General features: G+C 61.5%; 10 protein-coding genes. All 10 read left to right on the top strand.

Annotation, left to right across the window (positions count from 1 at the left end):
• Window positions 1-426: 426 nt before the first annotated feature.
• The 10 genes from glf to Q0D52_RS06755 all read left to right on the top strand — a co-directional run bounded on the left by glf (window position 427) and on the right by Q0D52_RS06755 (window position 14,372).
• Window positions 427-1,563: a UDP-galactopyranose mutase gene (gene glf / locus Q0D52_RS06800; RefSeq protein WP_294381213.1), complete on the top strand. Its 1,137-nt coding sequence runs from the start codon at window positions 427-429 to the stop codon at window positions 1,561-1,563.
• A 726-nt stretch (window positions 1,564-2,289) separates the two neighbouring features.
• Window positions 2,290-2,898: a hypothetical protein gene (locus Q0D52_RS06795; protein WP_294361691.1), complete on the top strand. Its 609-nt coding sequence runs from the start codon at window positions 2,290-2,292 to the stop codon at window positions 2,896-2,898.
• Between the two features lie 87 nt (window positions 2,899-2,985).
• Window positions 2,986-4,083 carry an isocitrate/isopropylmalate dehydrogenase family protein gene (locus Q0D52_RS06790; protein ID WP_294381212.1) on the top strand — a complete coding sequence of 366 codons (1,098 nt, stop codon included), beginning with the start codon at window positions 2,986-2,988 and terminating at the stop codon, window positions 4,081-4,083.
• Window positions 4,084-4,329: 246 nt separating this feature from the next.
• Window positions 4,330-7,005 (top strand): aconitate hydratase AcnA, encoded by a 2,676-nt coding sequence (gene acnA, locus Q0D52_RS06785; protein WP_294381210.1) that lies wholly within the window; start codon window positions 4,330-4,332, stop codon window positions 7,003-7,005.
• Between the two features lie 163 nt (window positions 7,006-7,168).
• Entirely contained in the window at window positions 7,169-9,169 is a 2,001-nt protein-coding gene (locus Q0D52_RS06780) for a Tat pathway signal sequence (protein WP_294381208.1), read from the top strand.
• A gap of 187 nt (window positions 9,170-9,356) precedes the next feature.
• Window positions 9,357-9,875 (top strand): 50S ribosomal protein L10, encoded by a 519-nt coding sequence (gene rplJ / locus Q0D52_RS06775; protein WP_114620067.1) that lies wholly within the window; start codon window positions 9,357-9,359, stop codon window positions 9,873-9,875.
• Window positions 9,876-9,969: 94 nt separating this feature from the next.
• Window positions 9,970-10,344, top strand: a complete 375-nt coding sequence (gene rplL, locus Q0D52_RS06770) for a 50S ribosomal protein L7/L12 (protein ID WP_042435383.1) — start codon at window positions 9,970-9,972, stop codon at window positions 10,342-10,344.
• A 197-nt stretch (window positions 10,345-10,541) separates the two neighbouring features.
• Complete coding sequence (locus Q0D52_RS06765; protein WP_294361687.1) at window positions 10,542-11,402, top strand: DUF4013 domain-containing protein; 861 nt, start codon at window positions 10,542-10,544, stop codon at window positions 11,400-11,402.
• Window positions 11,403-11,410: 8 nt separating this feature from the next.
• The gene (locus tag Q0D52_RS06760; protein WP_294381206.1) at window positions 11,411-13,819 is read left to right on the top strand and encodes a YgiQ family radical SAM protein; all 2,409 of its coding nucleotides are present in this window, start codon (window positions 11,411-11,413) and stop codon (window positions 13,817-13,819) included.
• A gap of 115 nt (window positions 13,820-13,934) precedes the next feature.
• A complete protein-coding gene (locus Q0D52_RS06755; protein ID WP_042435389.1) occupies window positions 13,935-14,372 on the top strand; it encodes an Rrf2 family transcriptional regulator in 438 nt (145 codons plus the stop codon).
• Window positions 14,373-14,519 lie beyond the last annotated feature (147 nt).

Genomic DNA, 14,519 nt, shown 5'->3' with positions numbered 1-14,519 from the left:
CGCAACGGCGCGCCGGAGGGCGCTCGCCGCGTTGCCGGGTATGGCATCGAGAGGCTCGCCGGGCTGCATCGGCCCAGTGCATCGGGGTTGGTTCGACCGGGATAGTTGCGCAGGCGCGTTGCAGGAGCCAAGCGAAATACGAAGGTTTTCGTGTGTATCATCTCTGCGGCTGGGGGTGTTTTCGAGGCGGCCGTATCGGCTTGGCGATTGCTGTGGTATCTTGCGAGTAGCTGCGGGCTGAGTAGCGCTTCCGCATCCACAGATTCCCTCCTCGGTTTATGCGGCTTTCTGTTCCAACTCTTGTTCGCGCCATGTTCGTGCGCTGTATGCGCTCCGTGTAATCAGCCCTGGTCTTGCCGGGGCGTTTCTTGTATTTGGTACCATAGGGACAACTACTGTTCGGTATTTAGCTCAAAGGGGAAACGCATGAAGCTGTCCCATTATGATTTCCTGGTTGTCGGCGCCGGCATCTCCTCGGCGGTGTTCTGCCACGAGGCCGCCAAGCTCGGCAAGACCTGCCTCGTCATCGACCGCCGCGATCATATCGCCGGCAACATCTACACCGAGGACGTGCAGGGCATCAACGTGCACCGCTACGGCGCGCACATCTTCCACACCTCCCTGCGACCGGTGTGGGACTACGTCAACCGCTTCGCAGAGTTCAACAACTACGTGAACAGCCCCGTCGCCGTCTACAAGGACGAGCTTTACAACCTGCCGTTCAACATGAACACGTTCTCGAAGATGTGGGGCATCCGCACCCCGGCCGAGGCCGTCGAGATCATCGAGCGCCAGAAGGCCGAGGCCGCAGACCTCATCGGCGAGGGCGAGCCGAAGAACCTCGAGGAGCAGGCGCTGTCGCTGATCGGCCGCGACGTGTTCGAGAAGCTGATCAAGGGCTACACCGAGAAGCAGTGGGGCCGCAGCTGCACCGAGCTGCCGCCGAGCATCATCAAGCGCCTTCCCGTGCGCCTGACCTACGACAACAACTACTTCAACGACCGCTGGCAGGGCATCCCCATGGGCGGCTACACCGCCATGGTCGAGCGCATGTTCGGCGACGTCGAGATCCTGCTGTCCACCGAGTACCGCGAGTTCCGCGAGCAGAACCCGGGCATCGCCGACCGCACCATCTACTGCGGCCCCATCGACGAGTACTTCGACTTCAAGCTCGGCACGCTGGAGTACCGGAGCCTGCGCTTCGAGTCAGAGGTCGTGGAGTGCGAGAACTGGCAGGGCAACGCGGTGGTCAACTACACCGAGCGCGAGGTGCCCTGGACGCGCATCATCGAGCACAAGCACTTCGAGTCGCAGACCTCGCCGGTCAGCGTGATCACGCGCGAGTATCCGGCCGACTGGAAGCCCGGCGACGAGCCGTACTATCCCATCAACGACGAGCGCAACTCCGCGCTGTACGCGCAGTACGAGCAGCTCGCCGAGCAGGAGGGCGACGTGGTGTTCGCCGGCCGCCTGGGCGGGTACAAGTACTACGACATGGACAAGGCCATCGACGCGGCGTTCGACCTGGTGAAGGCCGAGCTGGGCGTTGACCTGCGTGCGTAGCATCTTTTCTGGGCGATGGCTGCTCTTGGGTGGCATTGCTGCTTCGAATAGCTTTTCGGATTAATCGCGGGCACCTCTCTAAATGGTTTTCGTAAAGTGCCCCGTGATTATTTGAACGAACGGCTAGGGCTTTCGGCCCTAGCCGTTTTTTCTTCATAGGGTCTGAGCGCTTTAAAGTGCGATGTGGTTGAAGGCGCCCGATGCGGTGTTTTGCTGAGCTTTGCTTGTGCATTGAGCTTGTAAACATGTTTGATTGATTCTGTTTAGGGTTGGATTCCTGCCAATGCGATGCGCGCTGCGAATCGAGTGTTGGCGGGTATCGCGAACGTGAGTGCGTAGGGTATTCAATCGAGGTGGCAAATTGCTCAAATGCGATCTGCCATTATTGACGTTGGTTGTTGCTGCGGCATCGGGTTTCGTTTCCTTCGAGGAGCGCGAAATCCTGTTTGCTTGACGGCGGGGCGGTTTGCCGCGCTCGGTTTGTGGGGCGCAGGGCGCGGCGCGTTGCTTCTCTTCTCGATCGGGTTTTAAGGTGCGAGTCCATTCTGGGGTAAGTGATCAAATCCCTCTACGGATTCAAAGGGTCTTGCCGGCACGAGACCTTCGCCGCAAAACCCCGTAAAACCCAGTTTACCGCCGTGTTAATTCTGCGCTGAATACCGGGCTTGTAATTGCAAAAAGGTATAATGACCTTGGAAAATACTAGGTGGTATGGAGGATTTTTACATGGCTGGAAGCATGGATGTCATCGAGTTCGTGGCGCGTGAGGCGCTTACGAACGAGGATAAGTTCAAACGATTAGTCACGCAGCTGGGCGACTCTTCGCGTCGTAATCGGCAGAATGCTGCAGGATCGCTGGCTTTTATCGCGAAGGTTAGCCCTGAGCTGCTTGTGCCCCATGCATCGGATCTGATCGATGCCCTGAATCGTCCTGAGGCTCAAACTCGCTGGGAAAGCCTGGATGCGCTTACCGCGCTCGTTCCCGTTGAATCGCGCTGCACCGACAAGGCGCTTGCCGGTGCCGAGAACGCATTGTTCGATGAGGAAAACGGTTTCGTCCGCTTGGCGGCTATGCGCTTCTTCTGCGCGTATGGCGCCACCACCGAAAAGCGTAGCGAGAATGTCTGGCCGCTGATCGACGAGGCTATCCAGTGCTATCACGGCGATGTCGAGTTCAACGACATGCTGAACGCTGTTGCGGAGTTCGCCACTGGCAAGCTTTCGGAGCACGTTAAGGAAGCACTTGTTGAACGTATGTCGTTTGATGCGCATAATGGCAAAGGTGCCTTGAAGCGCAAGGCGCAAACCATTATTGACAACGTTCAAGGCCAATAAGCTTGGATCCTCGGGCTGTGCCGCGTTGCGGTGCAGCCTGTTTCTTTCAACCCGTATGCGCTGCGGCGCAGGACAGAAGGAGTGGCAATGGCACAGCATACTGTAACCTTGATTCCGGGTGACGGCATCGGCTTGGAAACGTCTGCTGCAATGCAGCAGGTCGTGGAAGCCGCAGGTGCGGACATCATCTGGGAAGTCGCTGAGGCCGGTGCAGCATGCGCCGAGAAAACGGGCACTCCGTTGCCTGATGAGACCATCGAGGTGGTGAAGCGTAACAAGGTTGCCATCAAGGGCCCGTGCACCACTCCCGTTGGAACCGGTTTCCGCAGCGTCAACGTTGCGCTCCGCAAAACGCTCGATTTGTACGTGTGCCTGCGTCCGGTGCTTTCCATGCCCGGTGCCGGCGGCCGTTATGACGACGTTGATCTGGTCATCGTCCGTGAAAACTCCGAGGACCTGTATGCAGGTGTGGAATTTGAGGAAGGCTCCGAGGCTGCCTCGAAGCTCATCAAATTCTGCGAGGACGAGGGCGCGGGCGTTATCCGTCCCGATTCCGGCATTTCCATCAAGCCCATCTCCATCACGGCTACCCAGAACATCGTGCGCTATGCCTTCGAATATGCGCTGAAGCATGGCCGCAAAAAGGTCACTGCGGCCCATAAGGCCAACATCATGAAGTACTCCGACGGCCTGTTCCTGCGTACGGCGCGCGAGGTGGCCAAGGAATACGAGGGTCGTGTTGAATTCGATGACCGCATCATCGACGCCTTCTGCATGAACATGGTCATCGACCCGGCGCAGTTCGATGTGGTGGTGTTCCCCAACCTGTACGGCGATATTGCCAGCGACCTGGCTGCGGGCCTGGTCGGCGGCTTGGGCATCGCCCCGGGTGCGAACATCGGCAAGGAATACGCTGTGTTCGAAGCCGTGCACGGCTCCGCTCCCGACATCGCTGGTCAGAACAAGGCCAACCCCACCGCGGAAATCATGTCCGCGGCCATGATGCTCGATCATCTTGGGGAGCTGGAGATCGCCGAGCGCATCCGCCGCGGCGTGCGCGCCGTGTACGCTGACGGCTCCGTGTTAACGGGCGACATCCGCAAGGCCACCGGCAGCAGCGCTCCCGCCGCAAGCTGCACCGAGTTCACCGAGGCGCTCATCGCCGCCATCAAGGCTCAGGCGTAATCGTGCGGTAATTGCCGGCCGGTAATCTGTGAGAAGCGGGATGCCGGTCGGCGCTCGCTCCCGCTAGCGGGTTTGAGACGGGAGGAGCTACCAGTGGTTGGGGTTGATCGCCAGGTTGGCTCCCGTCGATGCGTGCGGCTGCGGGCTGCTAACGATTTTCAGGTAGGTTGAGCCGACGCGCGGCTGCCGTGAATCATGCTCAGCAAGATCGATATCAGGGTGCAACACGCACCAAGAGGGGACGATATGAAGAACGAGAAGTTCGCCGCTACCCTGTCCGTGGGTGATGCGGCTTACACCTATTATCCGGTTGAGCAGGTTGAGGGCTCCGAGAAGCTCCCGTATGCGTTGAAGGTTCTGCTTGAGAACGTGCTGCGCAACGCAGAGAGCCCGGAGGCGGCTTCCGACCTGGCCAAGCGCGTGGTCGAGGCCGGCTGTGCCGGCGAGATCGGCAGCGAGGTGGAGTTCAGCCCCGCGCGCGTGCTGTTCCAGGATTTCACGGGCGTGCCGGTGTTCGTCGACTTCGCCGTCATGCGCGAGGCGTGCGCGAATCTGGGCGGTGATCCCGCAAAGATCAACCCGCAGATTCCTTGCGATCTGGTCATCGACCACTCGGTCATCGCCGATGTGGCGGGCTGCTCCTGCGCCATGGAGAAAAACATGGAGTTGGAGTTCCAGCGCAACGGCGAGCGATACAACTTCCTGAAGTGGGCGCAGAAGTCGTTCCAGAATGTGCGTATCGTCCCGCCGGGAGCGGGCATCTGCCACCAGCTGAACATCGAGCAGTTCGCGCAGGTTGCCATGACCTCCACCGCGGCCGGTGTGGAAACGCCGGAAGGGGAGAACCCCACGGTGTACTTCGACACCTTGGTGGGCACCGACAGCCACACGCCTACCGCCAACGGCATCGGCGTGCTGGGCTGGGGCGTCGGCGGTATCGAGGCCGAGGCGGCGGCGCTGGGCCAGCCGATCACCACGCTGGTTCCCAAGGTCGTGGGCGTGCGCCTGACGGGCAAGCTGTCCGAGGGCGTTGCGGCCATGGACGTGGCGTTGACGTTCGCGAAGATGCTGCGCGAGAAGGGCGTGGTCGGCTGCTTCGTCGAGTGCTTCGGCCCCGGTCTGGACAGCCTGAACGCCACCCAGCGCACGTGCATCTCCAACATGACTCCGGAATACGGCAGCACCTGCACGCTGTTCCCCGTCGACGACCAGACGCTGGCGTACCTGCGCCTGACCGGTCGCAGCGAGCAGCAGGTTGCGCTGGTCGAGCGGTATGCGAAGGCGCAGGGCTTCTGGAACGACCCGCAGGCGCCCGAGCGCGTGTACGCCGACGTGGTCGAGCTGGATCTGGGCAGCGTGAAGCGCAGCATCGCCGGCCCGTCGCGCCCGCATGACCGCATCTTCCTCGAGCAGGCACAGGAACGCTTCCATGAGATTTGCGCCGATCGCGGCCTTGACCTGGGCAAGAAGGAAACGGTCGACGTGAACGGCCAGGCATGCGAGCTGGGCCATGGCGCGCTTGCCATCGCCGCGGTGACCAGCTGCACCACCGCCACCGACCCCTCCATGATGCTAACGGCGGGCCTGGTTGCCAAGAAGGCCGCCGAGGCGGGGTTGAAGCCCAAGCCGTGGGTGAAGTGCATCCTGGCTCCGGGCAGCCATGCCACCGAGCTGTTGCTTGAGCATGCCGGCCTGATGGATGGCCTGCGCGACCTGGGCTTTTACACGTGCGGTTTCGGTTGCATGAGCTGCATCGGCAACTCCGGCCCCGTTCTGCCGGCGCTGCACGACATCGCCGACAACCTGGAGCTTGCCAGCGTGCTTTCGGGTAACCGTAACTTCGAGGGCCGCATCTCGCCCGACGTGTCGCAGAACTATCTGGGCGCTCCGGCAACGGTGATCGCCTATTCGCTGGCGGGCACCATGGATGTGGACCTGCCCAACGCCGTGCTCGGCGAGCGCGCCGACGGCACGCCGGTGAAGTTGGCCGACATCTGGCCGACCGATGCCGAGGTTGCCGACCTGCTGGAGCGTTTCGCCACGAAGGAGCTCTTCGAAGAGGGTTCGCGCGGCCTGTACGACGGTGACGCCGCCTGGCAGCAGCTTGGCAGCGAGCCGTCCGACACGTTCGCATGGGACGAGGCCTCCACGTATGTGCGCCGCGCGCCGTACTTCGATGGCATGGGCGCGCAGCCTGCGCCGGCCGAGCCCATCAAGGATGCGCGTGCGCTGGCCTTCCTGGGCGACTTCATCACCACCGACCACATCTCGCCCGCGGGCAGCATCGCGCTGGATTCCCCGGCGGCGAAGTACCTGGAGGAGCGCGACGTCGTTCCGGCGGACTTCAACACCTACGGCGCTCGTCGCGGCAACCACGAGGTTATGATGCGCGGAACGTTCGCCAACGTGAAGCTGTCCAACAAGCTGGCGGAAGGCAAGAAGGGCGGTTGGACGCGCGACTTCCTGAAGGATGAGATCACCCCGCTGTTCGATGCGGCAATGGACTATGAGCAGGCCGAGGTTCCGCTGGTCGTGGTGGCCGGCAAGATGTACGGAAGCGGCAGCTCGCGCGACTGGGCGGCGAAGGGCCCCATGCTGTTGGGCATCCGTGCGGCGTTCGCGGAGAGCTTCGAGCGCATTCATCGCTCGAACCTTATCGGCATGGGCGTGATGCCGCTGCAGTTCGAAGAGGGCGAAAGCGCCGAGAGCCTGGGCCTGGACGGCTCCGAGCAGTACACGGTCGGCGCCGTGGACTTCTCGAAGGGCCTGCCCGAACCGCGCGTAGTGGACGTGACGGCGAAGAAGGCCGACGGGACCGAGATCGCCTTCAAGGCTACGGTTCGCGTGGACACGCCCACGGAGGGCAAGTACTTCGAGCACGGCGGAATCTTGCAGTATGTCCTTCGCCAGCTGGCGAAATAGGGGCGGCGGCCTGGTGTTGCGCACCACGGAGGGGCGCGGTGTCGATCGGCCGTCATCGCAACGAATATAAAAGGTAACGGAACGCGTTCGGTTTCAAGGGAAGCTGGACGCGTTCCGCTACAATGTGGAACATTGTTCATCCATCAATGGAGAAAGGGATGCCGTGAAACAGACATCCGGTTTTGAGTCGCTCATCGATGCCCTGAAGCAATCGGGCTTCGACATGGGCGCAGGCTTCGGAGGGCCCGCTGGCGCCTCCGGCGAAGGGGGTGCGGGCGGCTCGTCGGGCAACGGCGCCGGTAGCCAAGGCTCCGAAAACCCGTTCACCGCGTTCAGCGGCGGCCGCGGCAACAAGGACGGTAACGGCGGGGGCATCCCCGAGTTCTCGTTCGGCGACAAAATGGGTCAGATGGGCAAGAAGGCGCTCATCATCACCGCGGTGTTGGTACTGCTCATCGTGGCGGCGGCTTACTGGTGGTTCCATCCGCCCATCAACATCCACAGCGTGGATACGTGGATGTTCGTGGTCGTGTTCATTTTGCTGCCGCTGTTCCTGCTGTGGAACGTGAAGTCGCGCACGTATGAAACGGGCAACAGCAAGGTGGACCCCAACCGCACGAAGGCGAAGGCGTTCAAGGTGGCATCGTGGATTCCCGTGGCCATCGCGCTGGTCGGCGTGTTGGGCGCTGTGGCGTCGCTGTCGGTGTTCCCAGGCAACGCGGCCAAGTACGCAAGCGTGCTGGATACGCAGGATGCCGACTTCGCGCAGGATATCCAGCAGGTCGACTACTCCGAGATTCCCATCATCGACCGCGATTCCGCGGCGCTGCTGGGCAATCGCGCCATGGGCAACATCCCCGAGTACGTCAGCCAGTTCGAGATCGCGGGTACGTATAGCCAGATCAACTACCAGGGCACGCCCGTGCGCGTGAGCCCGCTGGGCTATGCCGACCTGTTCAAGTGGCTGACGAACCGCGCCGAGGGCATCCCGGCGTACGCGCTGGTGGACATGACCACGCAGGATGCGCAGATCGTGAAGCTGGGCGACCGCGCCATCTTCTATTCGCGCTCCGAGCCTTTGGCGCGCAACATCGACCGTTACGTGCAGCTGAAGTACCCCTTCTATATGTTCGATGAGAAGTCGTTCGAGATCGACGAGGACGGTCAGCCTTGGTGGATTTGCCCGGTGCAGACGCGTACCATCGGCCTGTTCGGAGGCACCACCATCGAGCGCGTGGTCATGGTGAACGCCACCACGGGCGAGTGCACGGACCTGGCCATCGACGACGTGCCCCAATGGGTCGACCGCGCCTATCCGGCCGAGCTGCTCATCCAGCAGTACAACTGGTCGGGCAAGTACCAGGACGGCTGGCTGAACAGCTGGCTGGGCCAGAAGAACGTGGTGCAGACCACGCCGGGCACCGATGGCAACGTGGGCTACAACTACATCGCCAAGGACGATGACGTGTGGGTGTACACGGGCGTGACGTCTGCCACGGCGGACAACTCGATCGTCGGCTTTGTGCTGGTGAACCAGCGCACGGCGGAATCCCATTACTATCCGGTGGCGGGCGCTACCGAGGAATCGGCCATGCAGTCGGCCGAGGGCGCGGTGCAGAACCTGCGCTACTCCGCAACGTTCCCCATCCTGATCAACGTGTCCGAGCAGCCGACGTACTTCATGGCGCTGAAGGACAACGCGGGCACCGTGAAGAAGTTCGCGATGGTGGATATCCAGCATTACCAGAACGTGGCAACGGGCGATACGGTCGCGGAAACGCAGAAGTCCTACCAAGCCATGCTGGCAACCAGCGGAACCCTTTCCGGCGATGCCGCGGAGGCGAACACGCAGGAGCAGACGGGCGCGATCCGCAGTATGACGCAGGCGGTCTTGGACGGCAACTCGCACTTCTATGTGACGCTGGAAGGCGTTGAGGGCATCTACGATTTCGCCCTGCCCGCGCAGCTCGGCATCGTAGGCTATAGGGAAGGCGATACCATTACCTTCAAGTACATCGTCGGCGATACCACAAATTCCGTTCAAGAACTTGTTGACACACAGAATAAATCTGATATTCTAGATAAGTCTTCTTCTGAGCAGTCCGCGAAGACGGTTGATCAAACCGCGGAAACGGCTGACAAGAAGACGGAGCAACAACAATAGTTCCGCTGCCCGAGACAGCAGGCACCGAAAGGTTCAATCGCAAGCAATTGCGGCCCGCCGAGGTGGTTGTTAAGTATCGCACTTCAACGACCCCTGTGTCTTAGGACGGCAGGGGTCGTTCTTTTTCTCAAGCGCGACTCCACCCGCATGGGGCGGAACCCGAGTTTGAGAAGAAGGAGGTGTAACAATGCCGAACGCAAAGAACCAATCCATGCTTTCCGCGATCAAGGAGGATCTGGAGGGTGCGGGTGCTGTGTGGGTCGTCGACGCCTGCGGTCTGACCGTCAAGGAGGTCGAGGCTCTGCGCAACGCAGTCCGCGAGTCCGGTGCATGCATGAAGGTGTACAAGAACACCGTTATGCGCATCGCCCTGTCCGAGTCCGAGCTGCCTACGCTGGACGACATGCTGCATGGCCCGAGCGCATTCGTGTTCGCCGGTTCCGATGTGGCTGCTGCCGCGAAGGCCGTTAAGGAATTCGCCAAGTCCAACGAGAACCTGCAGATCAAGGGTGGCTTGATGGAGGGTGCTGCAGTCAGCGCCGCAGAGGTGGAGGCCATCGCTTCCCTGCCTTCTCGCGAGGAGCTGTACGCTCACATCGCCGCTGCCATCAACGGTGTGGCTCAGGGTCTGGCAACCGCCATCAACGGCGTGCCGCGTGGCCTGGCACAGGTTGCAAAGGCCGTTGCCGATCAGAAGGTTGCGTAAGCAAGCTTCTTGCGGCATAAGACGTGCCGCGTAATGCATTTGAAATTTCGGCTGGAACATAAGGATGATCCAGCCCCTTTGAAAGGAAACTAACATGGCTGTTTCTCGCGAAGAGATCATCGAGGCTCTGAAGGAAATGTCCCTGCTCGAGGCTTCTGAGCTGGTCAAGGACATCGAGGAGACCTTTGGCGTGTCCGCTGCTGCTCCGGTTGCCGTTGCTGCTGCTCCGGCTGCTGGCGCTGCTGCCGCTGAGGAGAAGTCCGAGTTCGACGTCGTGCTCGAGGGCTTCGGCGACAACAAGATCGCTGTCATCAAGGCTGTCCGTGAGATCACCGGCCAGGGCCTGAAGGAAGCTAAGGAGACCGTCGAGGGTGCTCCTTCCACCATCCAGGAGGGTGTGGCCAAGGACAAGGCTGAGGAGATCAAGAAGACGCTGGAAGAGGCCGGCGCTGCTGTGACCCTGAAGTAAATTCAGTCTTCCGACTGCTTTTACGGGACCCGCTGCTTGCAGCGGGTCCTTTTTTGTTTGGGGGCGTCCCCTGTTCACGCGTGCTTCGGAACGCAACAGAATGGTTACGGATGCGGCGTTGCTTGCATAGGGCGTGTAACGTTCCGGGAAGACGATTATGTATACCGCGCAAAGAGGCACGACGGGAAGGAAGCGCCATGCAGACAGGGTATTTCAGCGCCGCATGGAACGATGTGAAAAGCTCGCAAGGCTGGTTGGGGAAGATGCTCCTGCTGGGCCTGATCGCGTTCATCCCGGTTTTCGGCCCGGTGGTGCTGCTGGGTTATGCGTTCGGTTGGGCGCGCGATATCGCCTGGGGCGTGCATATGCCCATGCCTGCGCGCATCTTCGGGAACGAGGACGGCCTGCTGTATCGCCGCGGGCTGATCGTGCTTGCAATCTGCATCGTGTGCTGCGCGGTGATCCCCGCCGCGCTCGAGGGCTGCTGGGATGCGCTTGCAGGACGCGGCTTGAGCAACGTTTCGCATGCAGTCTGGGGCGGTGCAGGTGGTGCTGTGGTCGTGAGTCCGGTGTATTCCCTGTTCAGCCTTGCCGTTTCCTTGGCATCCGTCATGTTTTTCCTGGTCGCCTCCATGCGTGCGAGCATCTATGGCAGGTTGGGGCCTGGTTTCCAGGTTCCCCGCTTGTGGGCCATGATGCGCCACGATATGAAGGGCCTGCTGCGCGTGCTCGGGCTTTCGATCGTGCTTGCTATCGTGCCGGTAGTGGTGACGGGAATCATCGGCTCGCTTTTGTTTGCGGGCGTTATCAGCGTGGGGGCGTATGGGTTCTTCTCGAACGGCGCTTCGCCTGACATGATGATGATCGTTGCTGCGGGCATGGGGCTGATCATCTTTTGTCTTGCCTTGGCTGTGGTGGTTTCGGCGGCATCGGCGTTCGCGGTGGTGATGCAGGCGCGTGCCGTGGGATACTGGACAAGGCAATTCGACGTTCCGGCGTGGCGCGGTCAGGATGACCCCATGCCGTTCGAGATGGCGTCCAGCGGGGCGCCGAGATAGGCGGTTCCGTGAAACAAGGGAATAGAAGCCAAGGGTCGCGCGGTGCATCCGAGGGGCATGCAGGCAATCGCAGCGGTAAGCCGTCGCGCCGTAGCGGCGCACAGGATAGCGCGAAGCGCGGCTCGGGGCGACAGGGTAAACGGACTGCGTCGGGAAAGCGGGACTCTCGGCGCGCGTCGCGTGAGGATAAACGTTTGCGCGAAGGCTCCGTTGCTAGCGCTGGCCGTTGCGATTTCGAGAAAGCGCACGGCTCGGGCAAACCGAAGAGCGCGCCTGGGTTGAACAAGACGCAAGGTTCCCGAGGTTCGGGTAAGGCGCGCGCATCGCGTGGCGATTCCGCGACAACGCCTGCGGCGAATCAAGCGAAGCCTAAGGCGTCCCTGCCGCCGCGCAGCGCGTTCTTGCCGGTTAGCCGTTCCGATATGGAAGAGCGTGGTTGGGACTGCTGCGATTTCGTGTTCGTGTGCGGCGACGCTTACGTCGACCATCCTTCGTTCGGTATGGCCATCATCACGCGCCTGCTTGAGGCGAACCATTATAAGGTCGGCGTGATCTGCCAGCCTGATTGGCGCGACCCCGAAAGCATCACGGTTCTGGGAAAGCCCCGGCTGGGATTCCTGGTCTCCGCCGGCAACATGGATTCGATGGTGAACCACTATACGGTTGCCAAGAAGCATCGCAGCACCGATGCGTTCTCGCCCGGCGGTGAGATGGGCCTTCGGCCCGATCGCGCGGCGGTGGTTTACGGCAACCTGATTCGACGTACGTACAAAGACGTTCCTATTGTGCTGGGCGGTATCGAAGCCTCGCTTCGCCGTTTGGCTCATTATGATTATTGGTCGGACAAGCTGAAGCGCTCGATCCTGCTTGATTCCGGCGCCGACCTGGTCAGCTACGGCATGGGGGAGCACTCCATCGTGGAGATCGCCGATGCGCTGGCGGCCGGCCTTGACGTGTCCGACATCACGTTCATCGACGGCACGGTGTATCGCGCCAAAACGCTTGAGCACGTGTACGATTACGAGCTTTTGCCCTCGTTCGACAACATGCAGAAGGACAGCCTCGAGTACGCGCGCAGCTTCAACGTGCAGTACGGCAACAGCGACCCCTTCACGGGAAAACGCCTGGTGGAGCCCTATTCCGACCACGAGTTCGTGGTGCAGAACCCGCCGAGCAAGCCGTTGACCACCTCGGAGATGGACGCCGTGTATCGCCTGCCGTATGCGCGCGCGTACCACCCCATGTACGAGGAGGCCGGCGGCATCCCGGCGATCCGCGAGGTGAAGTTCAGCCTTACCAGCAATCGCGGCTGCTTCGGCGAGTGCGCGTTTTGCGCGCTGACGTTCCATCAGGGGCGCATCGTGCAGGTGCGAAGCCATGAATCCATCGTGGAAGAGGCGAAGCAGATGATCGCCGACCCGGAGTTCAAGGGATACATCCACGACGTGGGCGGCCCGACGGCGGACTATCGCCAGCCTGCGTGCGATGCGCAGCTGCGTCGCGGCGCGTGCCGCAACAAGCACTGCCTCTCGCCGCAGCCGTGTCGCAAGCTGAACGCCGACCATACGGATTACCTGCAGCTTTTGCGCGAACTGCGCGAGTTACCTGGCGTGAAGAAGGTGTTCGTGCGTTCGGGCGTCCGCTTCGATTACGTGCTGGCGGATCGCAACAAGGGCGAGGCGTTCGTGCGCGAGCTGTGCGAGCACCATGTGAGCGGGCAGCTGCGCGTGGCGCCTGAGCACGTTTCCAACGCCGTGCTCGGCGTGATGGGCAAACCGCAGCATCAGGTGTACGAGAAGTTCGTGAAGCTGTTCCAGCAGGCCAACGACGCTTGCGGGCTGAAGCAGTTCGTGGTGCCGTACCTGATGTCCTCGCACCCCGGAAGCACGCTCGACGAGGCTATCGAGCTGGCGGAATACGTGCGCGACATGGGGTTCAACCCCGAGCAGGTGCAGGACTTCTATCCCACGCCGTCCACCATGTCCACGGCCATGTACTTCACGGGCGTGGACCCGCGCACCATGGAGCGCGTGTTCGTGCCGAAAAGCCCGCACGAGAAGGCGCTGCAGCGCGCGCTCATCCAGTATCGCGACCCGAAGAACCACGACCTGGTGATGGAGGCGTTACGCAAGGCGGGCCGCACCGACTTGATCGGGTTCGGTCCGAAATGCCTGATCAGGCCCTATAAGAGCGAAGGCGGGCATGGCGCTGGCGCGAAGAAGGGCGTGGCGGGCGCGAAGAACGCTATGCGTGGGTCGAAGGGCCGCGAAGGCGGGGCCGGGAAGCGCGCTGCAGGTGGCGCGGGCGGCCGGGGAAGCTCTTCGGGTAGCGCGAACGCCGGCAAGCGCGGCGGCTCCCCGAGCGGCGCACGAGGCGGCAAGAGCGGTGGCACGCGCGAGAAAGGAACCCGGCGCTAGCTGAATCACAGCATATTCCCTAGGTGGAGAGGGTATAATATAAGGGTTGCAATCAACGGCGTCGGCGCTTGAGCCGCCGACGCTTTTCCCCTGCGGAAGAAAGGCGGCAGCGCGCATGAAGATCTCAACGAAGGGCCTGTACGCGGTTCGCTTGATGCTGTATCTGGCGGAGCACGACGGCGGTGGCCCCGTGTCTCTGAAAGAGGTGTCCGAGTCGCTGGGCATCTCGAAGAAGTATCTGGAGCAGATCGTGTCGAACGTGGTCACGGCGAAGCTGGTGCGCTCGGTGCGCGGCGCCGCCGGCGGTTATCAACTGGCGAAGCCGGCCAGCGTGATCACCGTGCTCGATGTGCTGCGGGTCACCGAGGGTTCGCTTGCGCCGGCGTCGTGCTTGGAGGATGACACCTTCGACTGCAATATGCCGGTTCCCTGCATGGAGCTGGGCGTATGGCGCGGGCTGTACAAGGTGATCAACGAGTATCTGGGCGGCATCACGCTGCAGAGCATCATCGACGAGCATTCAGCGGTTGCGGCGGACAGCTATTCGATCTAACGGAAGGGCGTGAGCGTTCAAGCTTGCGCCCTTTTCGCTATTCATGAGGAAAACGAGATAACCCACCAAACCACCGGGATTACGGGATAATTTTTCGAAATAGATATTGACATTGCCTAGAGACATAGTAGGATAACAGGCATGAAA

Source organism: uncultured Senegalimassilia sp. (genome assembly GCF_934630535.1).
Classification (GTDB): domain Bacteria; phylum Actinomycetota; class Coriobacteriia; order Coriobacteriales; family Eggerthellaceae; genus Senegalimassilia.
This window is presented reverse-complemented; position numbering and strand designations above follow the sequence as displayed.

What these genes read in the sequence shown, in the direction of transcription:
- Q0D52_RS06755 (WP_042435389.1), top strand. Translation starts at nt 13,935, where the DNA reads ATGAAGATCTCAACGAAGGGCCTGTACGCGGTTCGCTTGATGCTGTAT.
- Q0D52_RS06790 (WP_294381212.1), top strand. Translation starts at nt 2,986, where the DNA reads ATGGCACAGCATACTGTAACCTTGATTCCGGGTGACGGCATCGGCTTG.
- acnA (WP_294381210.1), top strand. Translation starts at nt 4,330, where the DNA reads ATGAAGAACGAGAAGTTCGCCGCTACCCTGTCCGTGGGTGATGCGGCT.
- Q0D52_RS06765 (WP_294361687.1), top strand. Translation starts at nt 10,542, where the DNA reads ATGCAGACAGGGTATTTCAGCGCCGCATGGAACGATGTGAAAAGCTCG.
- glf (WP_294381213.1), top strand. Translation starts at nt 427, where the DNA reads ATGAAGCTGTCCCATTATGATTTCCTGGTTGTCGGCGCCGGCATCTCC.
- rplL (WP_042435383.1), top strand. Translation starts at nt 9,970, where the DNA reads ATGGCTGTTTCTCGCGAAGAGATCATCGAGGCTCTGAAGGAAATGTCC.
- Q0D52_RS06795 (WP_294361691.1), top strand. Translation starts at nt 2,290, where the DNA reads ATGGCTGGAAGCATGGATGTCATCGAGTTCGTGGCGCGTGAGGCGCTT.
- rplJ (WP_114620067.1), top strand. Translation starts at nt 9,357, where the DNA reads ATGCCGAACGCAAAGAACCAATCCATGCTTTCCGCGATCAAGGAGGAT.